This is a genomic window from [Clostridium] ammoniilyticum (assembly GCF_025566905.1).
GTDB classification, from domain to species: domain Bacteria; phylum Bacillota_I; class Bacilli_A; order Erysipelotrichales; family Coprobacillaceae; genus Faecalibacillus; species Faecalibacillus intestinalis.
In genome coordinates, this window is the sequence record NZ_JAOQJR010000001.1 from 228,628 (window position 1) to 243,649 (window position 15,022).

17 protein-coding genes are annotated in these 15,022 nt (G+C 28.6%); 15 read left to right on the forward strand and 2 right to left on the reverse strand.

Features of this window, described 5'->3' with window-relative positions; translation table 11 throughout:
- Positions 1-67: 67 nt before the first annotated feature.
- Genes OCV55_RS01150 through OCV55_RS01160 form a run of 3 tightly spaced genes read left to right on the forward strand, consistent with a single transcriptional unit; the run spans position 68 to position 3,850 of the window.
- A complete protein-coding gene (locus OCV55_RS01150) occupies positions 68-1,561 on the forward strand; it encodes a UDP-glucose--hexose-1-phosphate uridylyltransferase (RefSeq protein ID WP_147579555.1) in 1,494 nt (497 codons plus the stop codon).
- Entirely contained in the window at positions 1,558-2,832 is a 1,275-nt protein-coding gene (locus OCV55_RS01155) for a galactokinase (RefSeq protein WP_147579556.1), read from the forward strand. The genes OCV55_RS01150 and OCV55_RS01155 overlap by 4 nt, the downstream gene beginning before the upstream one ends.
- 1 nt (position 2,833) lies before the next feature.
- Positions 2,834-3,850, forward strand: a complete 1,017-nt coding sequence (locus OCV55_RS01160) for an aldose epimerase family protein (protein WP_147579557.1) — start codon at positions 2,834-2,836, stop codon at positions 3,848-3,850.
- A 19-nt stretch (positions 3,851-3,869) separates the two neighbouring features.
- Here the strand turns inward: OCV55_RS01160 and OCV55_RS01165 are convergent, their stop codons facing one another.
- A complete protein-coding gene (locus OCV55_RS01165; protein WP_119363640.1) occupies positions 3,870-4,850 on the reverse strand; it encodes a LacI family DNA-binding transcriptional regulator in 981 nt (326 codons plus the stop codon).
- 128 nt (positions 4,851-4,978) lie between these two features.
- Between OCV55_RS01165 and OCV55_RS01170 the strand changes: the two genes are divergently transcribed.
- The 7 genes from OCV55_RS01170 (at position 4,979) to OCV55_RS01200 (ending at position 11,671) form a co-directional block, all read left to right on the forward strand.
- Entirely contained in the window at positions 4,979-7,846 is a 2,868-nt protein-coding gene (locus OCV55_RS01170) for an insulinase family protein (protein ID WP_147579558.1), read from the forward strand.
- 14 nt (positions 7,847-7,860) lie between these two features.
- On the forward strand, positions 7,861-8,604 hold the full coding sequence (locus OCV55_RS01175; protein WP_147579559.1) for an alpha/beta hydrolase: 744 nt from the start codon (positions 7,861-7,863) through the stop codon (positions 8,602-8,604).
- An 11-nt stretch (positions 8,605-8,615) separates the two neighbouring features.
- Positions 8,616-9,662: a S66 family peptidase gene (locus OCV55_RS01180; protein ID WP_147579560.1), complete on the forward strand. Its 1,047-nt coding sequence runs from the start codon at positions 8,616-8,618 to the stop codon at positions 9,660-9,662.
- 54 nt (positions 9,663-9,716) lie between these two features.
- The gene (locus OCV55_RS01185) at positions 9,717-10,142 is read left to right on the forward strand and encodes a GNAT family N-acetyltransferase (RefSeq protein WP_147579561.1); all 426 of its coding nucleotides are present in this window, start codon (positions 9,717-9,719) and stop codon (positions 10,140-10,142) included.
- A gap of 9 nt (positions 10,143-10,151) precedes the next feature.
- Positions 10,152-10,316: a hypothetical protein gene (locus tag OCV55_RS01190; RefSeq protein WP_267309756.1), complete on the forward strand. Its 165-nt coding sequence runs from the start codon at positions 10,152-10,154 to the stop codon at positions 10,314-10,316.
- The gene (locus tag OCV55_RS01195; RefSeq protein ID WP_147579562.1) at positions 10,286-10,753 is read left to right on the forward strand and encodes an HD domain-containing protein; all 468 of its coding nucleotides are present in this window, start codon (positions 10,286-10,288) and stop codon (positions 10,751-10,753) included. Before OCV55_RS01190 ends, OCV55_RS01195 begins: the two co-directional genes overlap by 31 nt.
- 63 nt (positions 10,754-10,816) lie before the next feature.
- A complete protein-coding gene (locus OCV55_RS01200; RefSeq protein ID WP_147579563.1) occupies positions 10,817-11,671 on the forward strand; it encodes an AraC family transcriptional regulator in 855 nt (284 codons plus the stop codon).
- A 28-nt stretch (positions 11,672-11,699) separates the two neighbouring features.
- Here OCV55_RS01200 and OCV55_RS01205 read toward each other — a convergent pair whose 3' ends face one another.
- On the reverse strand, positions 11,700-12,131 hold the full coding sequence (locus tag OCV55_RS01205) for an NUDIX hydrolase (RefSeq protein WP_147579564.1): 432 nt from the start codon (positions 12,129-12,131) through the stop codon (positions 11,700-11,702).
- A 107-nt stretch (positions 12,132-12,238) separates the two neighbouring features.
- On the opposite strand from OCV55_RS01205, the gene OCV55_RS01210 reads away from it, so the two are divergent.
- From OCV55_RS01210 to OCV55_RS01230, 5 genes are read left to right on the forward strand one after another with little or no spacing between them, the layout of a single operon-like run.
- Positions 12,239-12,862, forward strand: a complete 624-nt coding sequence (locus OCV55_RS01210; protein WP_118661420.1) for an NUDIX hydrolase N-terminal domain-containing protein — start codon at positions 12,239-12,241, stop codon at positions 12,860-12,862.
- A 12-nt stretch (positions 12,863-12,874) separates the two neighbouring features.
- Positions 12,875-13,177, forward strand: coding sequence for a hypothetical protein (locus OCV55_RS01215; protein WP_106986921.1), 303 nt, complete (start codon positions 12,875-12,877; stop codon positions 13,175-13,177).
- A gap of 20 nt (positions 13,178-13,197) precedes the next feature.
- Complete coding sequence (locus tag OCV55_RS01220; RefSeq protein ID WP_158570107.1) at positions 13,198-13,776, forward strand: DUF3267 domain-containing protein; 579 nt, start codon at positions 13,198-13,200, stop codon at positions 13,774-13,776.
- Between the two features lie 50 nt (positions 13,777-13,826).
- A complete protein-coding gene (locus tag OCV55_RS01225; protein WP_147579565.1) occupies positions 13,827-14,189 on the forward strand; it encodes a hypothetical protein in 363 nt (120 codons plus the stop codon).
- Between the two features lie 23 nt (positions 14,190-14,212).
- Positions 14,213-14,902 carry a M24 family metallopeptidase gene (locus OCV55_RS01230; RefSeq protein WP_147579566.1) on the forward strand — a complete coding sequence of 230 codons (690 nt, stop codon included), beginning with the start codon at positions 14,213-14,215 and terminating at the stop codon, positions 14,900-14,902.
- Positions 14,903-15,022: the final 120 nt, after the last annotated feature.

Genomic DNA, 15,022 nt, shown 5'->3' on the forward strand with positions numbered 1-15,022 from the left:
AGTAAAATATATTGATAAAGTTTACTAAAGTGATAAAATGAGATTGAGAAAGAATGGGGGATAGAAAATGAATCATCAAATTAACCGACTTATTTATTTTGGTTTACAACATCATTTAATTAGCGAAGATGATGAAATTTATGCAGTGAACTTATTATTAGATTTATTTCATTTAGATCATTTTACTAAAGAAGAAATGAGTGAAGAATTAGAAGTGGCGACAGATATTTTAGAAGAAATGTTAGATTATGCTTGTCAAGAAGGCCTCATTGAAAATAATATTACAGAACGAGATCTTTTTGATACGCGCATTATGAATTGTTTAATGCCTCGTCCAAGTGAAGTGATTCAAACATTTAAAGAGTATTATAAAGAAGATTCTAAAAAAGCAACAAAGTATTTCTATGATTTATCTATTGCATCGAATTATATTCGAAAAACAAGAACAGATAAAAATATTCGTTTCAAACAATTTTATAAATATGGTGATATTGAAATTACCATTAATTTATCTAAACCAGAAAAAGATCCAAAAGAAATCATGAAGGCAAAAACAATCAAAGCCAGTGGTTATCCCAAATGCCTTTTATGTAAAGAAAATGTGGGTTTTGCAGGAAACTTTAATCATCCCGCAAGGCAAAATCATCGTATTATCCCATTAATGTTAAATGGATATCGTTATTACATGCAATATTCACCTTATGTTTATTATAACGAACATTGCATTATTTTTAATGAAAATCATCAACCAATGGTCATTAATGAAAATACGTTTAGATCATTATTTTCATTTGTTAAACAATTTCCACATTATATGCTAGGTTCAAATGCGGATTTACCAATTGTAGGAGGATCTATTTTAACACACGATCACTTCCAAGGAGGACATTATATCTTTCCAATAGAAGGAGCGACAGTTGTTAAAGATATATCTTTAGACAAATATCCTGATTTACAAATCAGTGTTTTAAATTGGCCTTTATCAACCATTCGTGTACGTTCAACAAATGATGAACAAATGATTCGATTTGCCTTAGATACTTTAAATAAATGGATCAATTATTCTAATGAAAAATTGGATATTATCGCTTATAGTGAAAAAACAAGACATAATACGATTACTCCAATTGTAAGAAAGAAAAATGGCATGTATGAAATGGATCTTGTTTTAAGAAATAATCGAACAAGTGAAAAATATCCTGATGGTATTTTCCATCCTCATCAAAACTTACATCATATTAAAAAAGAAAATATTGGTTTAATTGAAGTGATGGGACTGGCGGTTTTACCAGCAAGATTAAAAGATGAATTAGAAGTTTTAAAAGAATGTTTATTAGGAAAAAAGAATATTTTAGAAATTTCAAATATGAAAAAGCATGAGGCATGGTATAATGAATTAAAGAGCCATGATTTTAATGAAGATACAGTGGATCAATTACTAAAAGAAGAATTAACACATAAATTCGTTAATGTATTAGAAGATGCGGGTGTCTTTAAAATGAATGAAGAAGGGAAAGAAGCTTTTATTAAATTTGTAGAAATGGTAGGAGAAAAAGAATGAAAAAAGCAAGTTTAGTGATTAAAGAAATTCAAGAGGGAACTTATAATGATGTTTTAAAAGAAGTCTATATTGATGAAAGTCGTATTGAAAAACAACCTCAAAGATATGTATCAGCAATTGAAAAATTTATTTCACTTTATGGAGATCAAGAAATTGAAATCTATAGTACACCAGGAAGAAGTGAAGTCAGTGGGAATCATACGGATCATCAAAATGGTGAAGTTTTAGCGGCAGCCATCAACTTAGATATTATTGCGGTTGTTTCTAAAAATGATGTCGTTAAAGTTTTATCGGATGATTATGATTTAAAACCTATTTCTTTAGATGATTTATCAAAAAAAGAAGACGAAGTGGGCACATCTGAAGGACTAATGAGAGGAGTTCTTGCCCGTTTTAAAGAATTAGGTTATGCCATTGGTGGATTTAACGGCTATATGACAAGTGATGTTTTACAAGGCTCAGGGTTATCTTCATCAGCAGCCTTTGAAGTCATGATTGGAACCATTCTTTCAGGTCTTTATAATGAAATGAAAGTCGATCCTGTCGTGATTGGACAAGTGGGACAATATAGTGAAAATGTCTATTTTGGAAAACCATGTGGTTTAATGGATCAAAGTGCTTGTTCAGTAGGAAGTTTGATTCATATTGATTTTAAGGATAATAGTAAACCTGTTGTCGAAAAAGTAGATGTTGAATTTTCTTCATTTAAACATAGTTTATGTATCGTAGATGTCCATGCGTCTCATGCAGATTTAACAGATGATTATGCAGCTGTTCCTTATGAAATGAAAAAAGTAGCTCAATTCTTTGGCAAAGAATTTTTAAGAGAAGTGGATGAAAAAGATTTTTATAACCAATTAGTCGCAGTAAGAAAAGAAGTAGGAGATCGTGCGATTTTAAGAGCAATTCATTTATTTAATGAAAATAAACGTGTGGAAAAAGCAGTATCTTCTTTAAAAAATAATGATTTTGATACGTTTAAACAAGTTATTAAAGATTCAGGAGATTCTTCATATAAATACTTACAAAACGTTTATTCAAATAAATATCCAGATAATCAAGCTGTTTCTTTGGCCCTTGCTTTATCAGAAGGTATTTTAGAAAACCATGGTGTATGTCGTGTTCATGGAGGTGGATTTGCGGGAACGATCCAAGCCTTTGTGGAAGATGAATACGTTGATCATTATAAAGAAGAAATTGAAAAGTATTTTGGTGAAGGTTCTTGTCATGTCTTAAAAGTAAGAAAATTTGGTGGAATGAAGGTACTTTAAGATGATTAAAATAGAGAAAGTAGAAAATAATATTGATTTAATTACACTTAAAAATGATGAATTAGAAGTTGTTGTTTCTAATTATGGATGTACACTTGTTAAAGTGTTGATGAAAGATCAAGTAGGAAATGTTGATGATGTGGTTTTAGGATATGATGATTTTAAATCTTATCAAACATTAGATGCCTATATTGGGGCGCTTGTTGGAAGAGTTGCTAATCGTATTAAAAAAGGAACTTTTGAATTAAACGGTCAAATTTATCATTTACCAATTAATAATGGACCTAACTCCTTACATGGAGGAATCAAAGGCTTTTCTTATCAAGTATTTGATTATCAAGTGCTTGATGAAACAAGTGTTGAATTCCATTATGTTTCTAAAGATGGGGAAGAAGGATATCCTGGTGAGTTAGATTTTAAAGCAATCTACTCACTTGAAGGCGATACACTTACCATGCATTATCATGCAACTACTTCGAAAGATACGCTTATTAATATTACGAATCATTCGTATTTTAACTTATCTGGCAAAAAAGAAAATGTATATCAACATTTATTAAAAGTTCATGCTGATCGTTTTGCTTGCATTGATCCTGATGGACTTCCTACAGGTGAAATAAAAGATGTCAAAGGAACATCTTTTGATTTCAATGAATTTGCCTATATTGGAGATCGTGTCGATAATGATGATGAACAATTACAACTTGGTAAAGGATTTGATCATCCAATGATCTTTAATACAAAAGAAAACCAAGTTGAATTGGTTCATGAAAAAACAGGAAGAAAATTAACCGTTTCAACGACTTTACCACAAGCACAAATCTATACAGCAAATTATTTAGATGGTCGTCTTGGTAAATATGGACAACATTACAATGCCCGTGATGCCATTTGTATTGAAACACAAAATATGCCGGATGCGATTCATCTAGAAGAAAACCCAAGTACGATTTTAAAAGCAGGCGACACTTATGATGAAAAAACATCTTATAAATTTGAAGTTATAAAAAATCTCTAGAGAAAAAATCTAGAGATTTTTAAATACATGAATTTCTTTCGATTAAAAAACAAGGTAAAAGAATTTTAATCGGTGAAATATTTTCATTATGTTTAAAAGCATCAAAAAGTTGTCTAGCAGCCATAAAGCCCATATCAAACGTTGGCGCAAATACTGTTGTAAGCGGTGGATCGGTATAATTGGTTGTTTCAATATTATCAAAACCAATGATTGATATATCTTCAGGTATTTTGATGTCATATTGTTTTAAAGCACGCATGGCACCAATAGCGATAGGATCGCTTGCTGCAAAAATGGCGGAAGGAAGTTTCTTGTTTTTAATAAGTTCATAAGTCATATTAAAACCAGATTCAATTGAAAACGTTTCTTCGCTTATAGAATAATCAATGTTGTATTCTTTACAATAGTATTCAAAATATTCTTTTCTTTGATCATGATAGAGCTTATCATGAATTATTTCTTTACCACCTAAATAGGCAATTGAAGTATGTTTTTGACTTAAATAAGAAACCGCATCTTTAACTGCATTTTTAAAATCAAGTAAAATACAACATTCATGAATAGGATCAATATTCATATCTAAAAAAATAACATTTGAACATATCTTTTTATATGTTTCAATATCTTCTTGACTGTATTTCCCAATACAAACTAAACCTTGAATATCTTCTAATTGATTTAAATAATCAACATCTGTTTTAAAAACACGTTTGATAGCAATCTTGTTTTTAAAACAATATTCTTCTACTCCTTGACGAATACTTAAATAATAAGGGTCATTGGATTCTTCAATAGGAGATATCCATTGAATGATTCCTAATGTCATCACTGTATCATAGATTTTTTTATTTTTCTTTTTATAACCAAGCTGATTAGCTGCATCAAGAACACGTTGTCTTGTTTCTTTAGGAACAGACAACGTAGGATCATTATTTAAAATACGTGAAACACTGGCGCTTGATACTTTCGCTAATTCAGCAATATCTTTTATTGTTGCCATAAGAACCTCCAATCTATGGTTATTTTATCATTTAGTAAACTTGAAATCAATATTTACTAAAATATCATCTTCGTTTACAAAACGTTTATTCAAAGGTAAAATAAGGTGTAAAGAAATGAGGTAGTACAATGAAAATAAATGAATCAAAACATGGCTTTGTCGTTAAAAAAAGGACAGAAGTCAGTGAACTTAATGCAACAATGTATGAAATGGAACATATAAAAACCCATTTAAAACTTGCTTGGTTAAAACGTGATGAAGAAAATAAAACATTTGGTATTGCGTTTAAAACCTTACCAAGTGATGATAGTGGGGTTTTTCATATTTTAGAACATTCGGTCTTATGTGGATCTCAAAAATATCCTGTCAAAGAGCCTTTTGTAGAATTAATGAAAAGTTCAATGAGCACTTTTTTAAATGCCTTGACTTTTGAAGATAAAACCTTTTATCCTATTTCATCTAGAAATAATCAAGATTTTATGAATCTAACAAAAGTTTATTTAGATGCAGTTTTCAATCCTTTGATTTTAAATAAAAAAGAAATCTTTTTACAAGAAGGCTGGCATATTGAAGCTACAGAAAAACCAACTTATAAAGGGGTTGTTTTAAATGAAATGAAGGGAGCTTTTTCAAGTCCTCATGAAATTATGATGAATGCGTTGAATCGTGCTTTATTTAAAGACAACTGTTATCAATATGTTTCAGGAGGTGATCCTGAATCCATTACCGATTTAACCTATGAACAATTTATCCAAACTTATCAAAAATATTATCATCCTTCTAATGCCTTTGTCTTTTTAGATGGAGAGGTCCCACTTGATGACGTCTTAGAACTTTTAAATCAAGAATATCTTTCTTCAATGGAAGCGAATTTACCAATAGAAGGGCCAATTTATCAACAACCTGTTCAAATTTCTAGACAAGTGGTAGATTATGAAATAGGGGAAGAAGAAAACGCTGAAAATAAATATCGCATGGCCTGGGGAAATGTGATTGGAAGTTATCAAGACTATGAAAAAGTCATTGCGATGCAAGTATTAAGTGATGTTTTATGTGGTGATAATCAAGCGGTTTTAAATAAAGCCCTTTTGGAAAAAGGACTAGCTGAAAATGTTTATTTAGCGATTAATGATGGTGAATTACAAAATTGGTGTCAATTAGAAGTTGATCATATAAAAGAAGAAAACTTAGATCAAGTTAAAGAAATTGTTTTTGATACGCTTCAAACATTGATTAAGAAAGGTATTGATCGTCAACAACTTGATGCGACACTTGCTTATTTAGAATTAAATTTAAAAGAAAGAAATTTTGGGGGATATCCTCAAGGAATTATTTTTGGTTTCCAAGTATTAGAAAGTTGGCTTTATGGAGGTAAACCAGAAGCCCATTTAGAATATGGAAAGATCTTTGATGATTTGAAAAAGAAAGTAAATGAAGGATATTTTGAAAATCTTATCCAAGAAGTTCTTTTAGAAAATAAACATAGTTGCGAAATTGTATTAAAACCTTCAAAAGAGTTAGGAAAGATTCGTCGTGAAAAAGAAGAAAAGAAATTAACAAATGTTTTAAATTCTATGACAGATGTTCAAAAACAACAATTACAAATAGAACAAAAACAATTAGATGCTTTCCAACAAGCACCAGACACTTTAGAAAACTTAAATACTTTACCAAAATTAAATCTTGAAGATATTGAAGCAAAAGTACAAAAGATTCCTTCAAAGTTGATAGATTTAGAAGGATGCAAAGTTTTAAAACATTCAATAGAAACTAATGGTATTTATTATTATGCTCTTTATTTTAATATAGATCATTTAGATTTAAATCAAATCAGTACCTTATCTTTTATTTGTTCCTTATTAGGAAATATCTCTACAATAAAACATAGTGCTAAAGATCTTTCTACAAAGATTCGTCTTCTTTGTGGAACAATGAATTATTCTATTAATACATATGAAACAACTAATAAAGAAAATCAAGTTTACTTCAAAGCAACATTTTCTACTTTAGAAGAAAATGAACAAGAAGCTTTACAACTTCTTGTTGAAATCTTACAAGAATCTGTTTTTGATCAAGAAAAAATGATTCGTGATATTTTAAAACAACGTATTATTTCCTTAAAACAAGCGATTACTATGTCAGGACATAGTTTATCAATGAAAAGAGTTTTAGCAATGGTAAGTCCTTCGGGTGTTATTGATGAATATAGTAGTGGAATTGCTTATTATAAATGGTTAAAAGAATTAGATGATCATTTTGATTTTGTTGCTTTAAAACAAAAATTAGAAAGTGTTTATCAAAATGTTTGTTTCTATAATCGTTTAACTTTATCTTTTACTGGAAATGATGATACAAACTTAGAAAAACAAGCTCTTTATTTAAAGGAAACATTAAAAATCTCTGATGCTTTAGAAAAAGCAATCATAAAACCTTTTTCTATTAAAAAAGAAGGAATTATTATTCCTTCAGATATTGCTTATGCCTCTAAAGGAGGTTATCTATTAGAGACTTCTAAAATAACACCACTTGCTTCAAACATTATTTCTTTAGCGTATTTATGGAATGTAGTAAGAGTACAAGGAGGTGCTTATGGTACAGGTTTAGTATCGCGTGCTTCAGGATTTACATGTTGTTATTCTTATCGTGATCCAAATGGAAAAGAATCTTTAAAGAAATATGAAAAATGTGGAACATTTTTAAAAGATTATTTAAAGGAAAATCATGATTTAACAGGGTTTATTATTGGCACACTTTCAGGATTAATGCCACTTATGATGCCTTATAATATTGGCAAATATGGTGATTTATATTATTTTAATCAAAAAGATGAAAAAGCAAGACAAGAACAATTGGAAGCTATTTTAAATGTAGATAAGGATGAGCTATTAGAAATTGCGAAAGAAATCGATGAAACTTTAGAAAAAGGTGGAATATGTATTATTGGTGGTAAAAATCAAATAGATCAATGTGATCTTGATGAAGTTATTTCATTATAAAAGAGGTATTTTCAATGTTAGAGAAATATGATGTTTATTTAAGACCATTTAACTGTCAAAGAACATTGCATATTTATTTACCTAATGATTATTATCAAAGTGATGAAAGATATCCAGTTGTTTATATGTTTGATGGGCATAATTTGTTTTTGAATAGTGATGCTACTTATGGTAAATCATGGGGCTTAGCTGAATTTTTAAATCATTATGATAAGAAATTGATTATTGTAGGGATTGAATGTAATCATGAAGGGAATGAAAGATTAAGTGAGTATTGTCCTTATAACTTAAATAGTCGTTATTTTGGACGTGTTCAAGGAAAAGGTATTCAAACATTAGATTGGCTTGTTTATGAACTAAAGCCGATGATTGATCAAAAATATAGAACATATCCTTTTAGAGAATGTACAGCCATTGCAGGAAGTTCTATGGGCGGTTTAATGGCTTTTTATGGAGTTATCAAATACAACCAATATATTTCTAAAGCCGCTTGTTTGTCACCAGCCTTTGGCTTATGTAAAAAACGTTTAGAAAGAGATCTTCCTCAAAATTTAAATCCTGATACACGTATTTATATGTCTTTAGGAACGGAAGAATTTAAAAGACCACAACGTTATATTAAAAACATTCAAGAGTTTAATGATTATATTGTATCTAAAGGTGCAACAAGTTATATCAATATTATTCCTGGAGGTCATCATAATGAAGCTGAGTGGGAAAAACAAAATGAGTTGTATATGAATGTGATGTGGAAATAAGGAGATAAAAAATGATTAAACCTCAACGTTTAAAAAAAGGAGATAAAGTAGCTATTGTAAGTTTATCGGCAGGAACTTTAGGAGAAAAATGGGCTATTCATCGTTATTATATCGCGAAAGAAAGATTAGAAAATGATTTTGGTTTAAAAGTAGTTGTTATGGAAAATACGTTGAAGGGTATTAAATATCTTGATGAACATCCAGAAGCAAGAGCAAAAGATTTAATGGATGCTTTTAAAGATGATTCTATAAAAGCTGTTTTTAATGCGATTGGTGGAGATGATACGATTCGTTTACTTCCATATATTGATTTTGAAGTTATAAGAAATCATCCTAAAATATTTACAGGATATTCTGATACAACAATTAATCATTTGATGATGTATAAAGCAGGGTTGGTTTCTTATTATGGATTAGCGGTGCTAACAACTTTATCTGAATATGTCAAAATGGATGATTATTCATTGAAAATGATGAGAAAAACATTATTCGAGCCAGTACAACAATTGGAAATATACAAAGCACCTTATTACTACGATGACGATGATGAAATGATTCGATGGGATGAAAACAATATAAATGTTTTACGACAATATCATAAAGATGAAAATGGATATGAGGTCATTCAAGGAAATGGTGTTGTTGAAGGTGAATTGTTAGGCGGCTGTTTGGATACTTTTATAGAGGTTTTAGGAACAGAATTATGGCCGGATAAAGAAAAATGGCAAGGTAAAATTATGTTTTTAGAAACAAGTGAAGTAGATATGTCAGAATATCAATTAGCTTGGATATTAAGAAATTTCATGGCACAAGGTCTTTTTGATGTGATAAATGGTATTGTTGTTGGTAAACCATCACGAAGAAAAAAATATGAAATTTATAAAAAAGTTTATCAAAGGGTTATTGGGATAGAAGCGCATCATCCAGAGCTACCAATTTTATATAATGCTAATATAGGGCATGCACTTCCTATAGCTGTCATCCCTTATGGAGTACGTTGTCGTTTAGATTTAGATAAAAAGACATTTACACTATTAGAACCTGCATGTAAAATTTAAAAGATTGAGAAAGTGGATCATTTTACGATGATAAATATAAAAAGGTAAGCAAATATGAAAATAAAATGCTTTGAAGAAAATGATATAAAACCTATTTATGAATTATTAAAGAATGAATTAGGGTATGAAGTTGATTATAGTTTGTTTTTTTTAAGAGTACAAGAAATGATAAAAAATAATTATTTGATTTATGTTGCTTGTATAGAAAATAAAGTTGTTGGTTTTATTGGAATAGAAGTAAGTTATGTCTTTGAACTTCCAAAACAAATAATGAGGGTAAATGCTCTTGCTGTTGATAAAAATTATCAAAACAAAGGGATTGGAAAACATCTTATACAAGAGGTTGAAAAATATGCCAAAATAAATAACATAGCTGCGATTACTTTGAATAGTGGGATTTCTAGAAAAACAGCGCATATTTTTTATGAAAAACAAGGGTATTCTAAAAAAGGTTATAGCTTTATTAAATATCTAAAATAGGGGTATAAAATGAATATTGAATTATACGATAAAATCAAAAAACTTTATTTAAAATATCATAAAGAAAAAACATGGAATCATGTAAATGATGTAGCCAAAGAAGCTAAAAAACTTGCAATTCAATATCATCTAAATATTGAAAAATGTACGATAACAGCTTTAAATGTACGATAACAGCTTTGTTGCATGGTATCAGTGCAATCTTTTCACCAGATGATATGTATAAATACGTTAAAGAATTAGGGTATCAAATAGATCCAAGTGAAGAAAAATATCATTTCTTATTGTATCAAAGAATTTCTAAAGAAATTGCATATGATTATTTTCATATTGAAGATGAAGATATTTTATCAGCAATTGAATGTCATACAACTTTGAAAAAAGAAATGAATGATTATGATAAAATTATTTTCTTAGCTGATAAACTCGCTTGGGACCAAGGAGGAATACCTCCTTATTATCAGCAATTAAAAGAAGCAGTCAATATTTCTTTAGATAAAGGATGTTATTGGTTTATAAGTTATCAATTTGAAACACATCAACTTCTTATGACTCATACTTGGTTATTAGAAGCTTATGAAAAATTAAAACAGACAAATGAAGGCAAATAGTGTCGGGAGAAAATCTTTTTTCTTAACTATAATACAAGTACAGTAGAGAAAAGGAGAAAAAACATGGATTGGGTAAATGCAATTGAAAAAGCAATTCAATATATTGAAAATCATTTAATAGAAGATATAACAGTGAAAGATGTTGCAAAATATGTTCATATTTCTGAATTTTATTTTCAAAAAGGATTTGCTATGTTATGTGGATTTACTATTAGTGAATATATTCGTAAAAGAAGATTATCGCTTGCGGGTAATGAAATTGCTGTAAGTGATATAAAAATTATTGATATTGCCATAAAATATGGATATGATTCGCCAGATAGTTTTACCAAAGCTTTTACACGTTTTCATGGTGTAACACCAACAGTTGCTCGTAAGAAGCATACAACTTTGAAATCCTTTGCTCCACTGAAACTAACAATAGCTTTAGAAGGAGGATATCTTATGGATTACAAGATTGAAAGAAAAAAAGCGTTTAAAGTTATCGCAAATGAAAAAACGTTTGCTTATGAAAATGCTAAAAAAGTCATTCCTGATTTTTGGAAAGAACATTATCAAACAGGTAAAGGAAAAGTTGTTAGAGGAGTTTATGGAATTAACATTGATAAACAAATGGGACAAGAAAACTTTGATTATTTAATTGCAGATCCTTATCAAGAACAAGTTATTCCAGAAGGCTTTGTGTTAGAAACTATTCCTGAATTTGAATGGGCAATTTTTTCATGTGTTGGCGCAATGCCTAGAGCCTTGCAAGATGCAAATGTTAAAATATTTACGGAATGGTTACCGGCGTTAAAAGATTATGAATTTGCTGCTGGATATTGTGTAGAATATTATGATGATCCAACAAAATATCTTAAAGGTACATTGGATGAAAATTATTATTGTGAAATATGGATTCCAATTAAAAAAAGATAAAAGAAATCTCTAATAGAGTTATTTTCTATTAGAGATTTTTATTAGATAAGATATCAATTAAAAATGGAACAACTTTTTCATCAGACATTTCATCTAGAGAAGAAATAAGACGGTATTCACTATGTTCTTCAGGATCTAATTGAATTACATAATCATTTGTATTTTTTAAAGTACAAATATAAACAAGTCGAGTAAACATCGTATTTTTACCTTTGTCAAAATTACTATCTTCATGAATGATTTGTTTTACTTCAACATCTAAATTAACTTCTTCTTTGACTTCTCTAATTAAAGCTTCTCCAGGTGTTTCAAAGTCTTCTACAGAACCTCCAGGGATATCCCAATATTCAGGATATACATTTGGTTTTCCTCTTTTGATAATACTTCTTTTAATGACAAGGTATTTATCATTGATTTTCATTAAACCATGGACAATAAGTTTGTTTCGAAATTCTTTCATATGATTTTCCTCCTTATGGGTAAGTTTTATTATAAATCTGTTTTTAATAAAAATGCAATGAGAAAAATATGATATAATAAAATCAATAAAGATTAGAGGAAATGTGTATGGATAAAAATAAAAAATGGATTGATTATATTATTGAATTACAAAGTTTAGCACAAGCCGGACTTACTTATGGAAAAGATGTTTATGATCAAGAACGCTATGAACGTATTCGCCAACTTTCCGCTATGATGATGGCAGATATTTCAAATAAACCAGTAGAACAAGTAGAAGGGCTTTTTTGTAATGAAGTAGGGTATCAAACACCCAAAATTGATACACGTGCTACTATTTTTAAAGAAGATAAAATCTTACTTGTACAAGAGAAAAATGGAACATGGTCATTACCTGGTGGTTGGTGTGATGTCAATGTCTCAGTTATGGAAAATACGATAAAGGAAGTAAAAGAAGAAGCAGGACTTGATGTTGTTGTTAAAAATGTCATTGCAATTCAAGATAGAGAAAAACATAATCAACCAATCTATGCTTATAAAGTATGTAAAATATTTATGCTTTGTGAAGTAGAAGGTGGTGTTTTTAAAGAAAATAGTGAAACAATAGGTTTTGATTATTTTACAAAGGACAATCTTCCAATACTTGCTACAGAAAAGAATAATGAAGAACAAATTCAAATGTGTTTTGATGCTTATAAGGCAGGAGAAAAATGGAAAACATATTTTGATTAAGGAGGCATATTTATGGGATTTTTTACGAAGAAAAAACAAACACTATCATTTCCTTTTGATGATCAACAAAATACAGCATGCATTGTATGTTGTCATATTTTAGAAGGACATCCTATTTTATATGTAAGTCATGATGAAGATGACGGTATGTGGCAATTTTTATGTGGAAGCAATCATAATATAGAAGATGCAAGTATTGTTTCTTTATTTGAAGTTTATAACATTGATTATTCTATTTGCTTATTAAAAGACATGCCACGAGGTTATTATGCAATAAGAGAAAATGTAGAAAGTGATTGGATTGTTAAGAAATAATAATGCTGGAGGTGTTATCTATGACAATAAAGTTTAGAGGTTATTTAAAAAATAATAATCAGTTAAAAAGCGTTGATGAATCACGATTGGAGAAAATGGCTATTGGATGGATTGACTATCTATTTGTTTTTTTGATTATTTTATATCCTTTAACAAAAAGCTTAAAATTATTAATTTCTAAATATAATGGAAAAATTTTAAATGTATTTTTAATAGATATATTGGGTTTTATTATTGTAATTTTATTAATGATTGTCCATGAATACTTTCATGCAATAACTTTTTCTAAAAAAGAAGATATTTATATTTGGTTTCAGGGGTTTGGAATGATAACACATTGCACAGAAATAAAGAATGTAAAAGAGTATCTTTATACTTTATTGTTACCTAATTTATGTATTACATTGCCATTATCGATTTTTGTAATATTTGTAAAACTATCAAATCCATTGATTTTAAAAATGATAGGATTAGTTTCAAGTATTATAATTTTAGGAGCAATTAATGATCTTGCTACTATAGTTTATATAATTAGAAATAGGAAGCAGATAGAGTATTTACAATTAAGTGGTAAATACATGTATTATAAGAAGAAATAGCATATAGAGGAAAGGTAGAAAAATGAAAAAAAGATATTATTTTAGTTATTTTGATTCCTATTTTGATCGTTACGTCTTTAATAAAAGATTCTAATCAAAAACCAGCTATTAAAATTAAAGATAATGAAATCATTACATCTGTACCTAATTGTAGTGAACCAACAATTAAAATAGATAAAATACGAAATATTAAATTATTGGATAATGTTGAAATTGGAAATAAACAAATAGGTTATAAAGAAGATAAGTGCTATGCAGGTTATTTTGATACACAATTTGGAACATGTTTTATTTATATAAATCCAAATATTCATTCATATATTTATTTTGAAACCAAGGACGACAAATGCTTGATTAATTATGAAAGTGAAGAAAAAACAAAAGAGTTGTATGAAACTATAAAAAATATTTAACCTTAAAGGAGAATTAAAATATTATGGAAAATAAAGATGTTCAAAAAATAGCAAAAATGACAATACAATATGCAAAAGAAATTATTAAACCTGGTATGTCCCTTATTGATTTGAGAAATGATTTAGAGAAGAAAATGCTTGAGTTGGGCGCAGATTCTTTTTGGTATTGGGATGTAGGAGCATTTATTTTTTCAGGAGATGAGACAAATGTTTCAATATCAGGTAAACATTATGTAACTGCAAATAAAACTATACAAAATAATGATATTATTACGATTGATTTATCACCTCAAAATAATAATGTTTGGGGAGACTATGCAAGAACAATTATTATTGAAAATGGGATAGTTGTTGATTGTGTAGGAAATATTGAAAATGAAGAATGGAAAAAAGGATTACAAATGGAAGATAGACTTCATCAAGAATTATTGAAATATGTTACTGTTGAAACAACCTTTGAAGATCTTTATTTTCATATGAATCACTTGATAAAGGAATATGGGTTTATAAATTTAGATTTTTTAGGAAATTTAGGACATTCTATTGTAAATAGAAGTGAAGATAGAATTTATATTGAAAAGGGAAATAAAACAAAATTAATAGATGTAAATTATTTTACGTTTGAACCACATATAAGTGTTTTAAATTCTAAATATGGTTATAAAAAAGAAAATATTTATTATTTTGTTGAAGGAAAATTAGTTGAATTATAAATTTACGTTTAATAAAAAGGATAGGTATTATTTATATTTTTCCTTGTGGGGCTAATAAGAATTCATGATTATTTAAAATCAAAAAAATAAACTTTTTTATATGAAGTCATTCAATGAAGT

Coding starts and splice junctions, on each gene's coding strand:
- OCV55_RS01150 (WP_147579555.1), top strand. CDS start 68: ATGAATCATCAAATTAACCGACTTATTTATTTTGGTTTACAACATCAT.
- OCV55_RS01155 (WP_147579556.1), top strand. CDS start 1,558: ATGAAAAAAGCAAGTTTAGTGATTAAAGAAATTCAAGAGGGAACTTAT.
- OCV55_RS01160 (WP_147579557.1), top strand. CDS start 2,834: ATGATTAAAATAGAGAAAGTAGAAAATAATATTGATTTAATTACACTT.
- OCV55_RS01165 (WP_119363640.1), bottom strand. CDS start 4,850: ATGGCAACAATAAAAGATATTGCTGAATTAGCGAAAGTATCAAGCGCC.
- OCV55_RS01170 (WP_147579558.1), top strand. CDS start 4,979: ATGAAAATAAATGAATCAAAACATGGCTTTGTCGTTAAAAAAAGGACA.
- OCV55_RS01175 (WP_147579559.1), top strand. CDS start 7,861: ATGTTAGAGAAATATGATGTTTATTTAAGACCATTTAACTGTCAAAGA.
- OCV55_RS01180 (WP_147579560.1), top strand. CDS start 8,616: ATGATTAAACCTCAACGTTTAAAAAAAGGAGATAAAGTAGCTATTGTA.
- OCV55_RS01185 (WP_147579561.1), top strand. CDS start 9,717: ATGAAAATAAAATGCTTTGAAGAAAATGATATAAAACCTATTTATGAA.
- OCV55_RS01190 (WP_267309756.1), top strand. CDS start 10,152: ATGAATATTGAATTATACGATAAAATCAAAAAACTTTATTTAAAATAT.
- OCV55_RS01195 (WP_147579562.1), top strand. CDS start 10,286: ATGTACGATAACAGCTTTAAATGTACGATAACAGCTTTGTTGCATGGT.
- OCV55_RS01200 (WP_147579563.1), top strand. CDS start 10,817: ATGGATTGGGTAAATGCAATTGAAAAAGCAATTCAATATATTGAAAAT.
- OCV55_RS01205 (WP_147579564.1), bottom strand. CDS start 12,131: ATGAAAGAATTTCGAAACAAACTTATTGTCCATGGTTTAATGAAAATC.
- OCV55_RS01210 (WP_118661420.1), top strand. CDS start 12,239: ATGGATAAAAATAAAAAATGGATTGATTATATTATTGAATTACAAAGT.
- OCV55_RS01215 (WP_106986921.1), top strand. CDS start 12,875: ATGGGATTTTTTACGAAGAAAAAACAAACACTATCATTTCCTTTTGAT.
- OCV55_RS01220 (WP_158570107.1), top strand. CDS start 13,198: ATGACAATAAAGTTTAGAGGTTATTTAAAAAATAATAATCAGTTAAAA.
- OCV55_RS01230 (WP_147579566.1), top strand. CDS start 14,213: ATGGAAAATAAAGATGTTCAAAAAATAGCAAAAATGACAATACAATAT.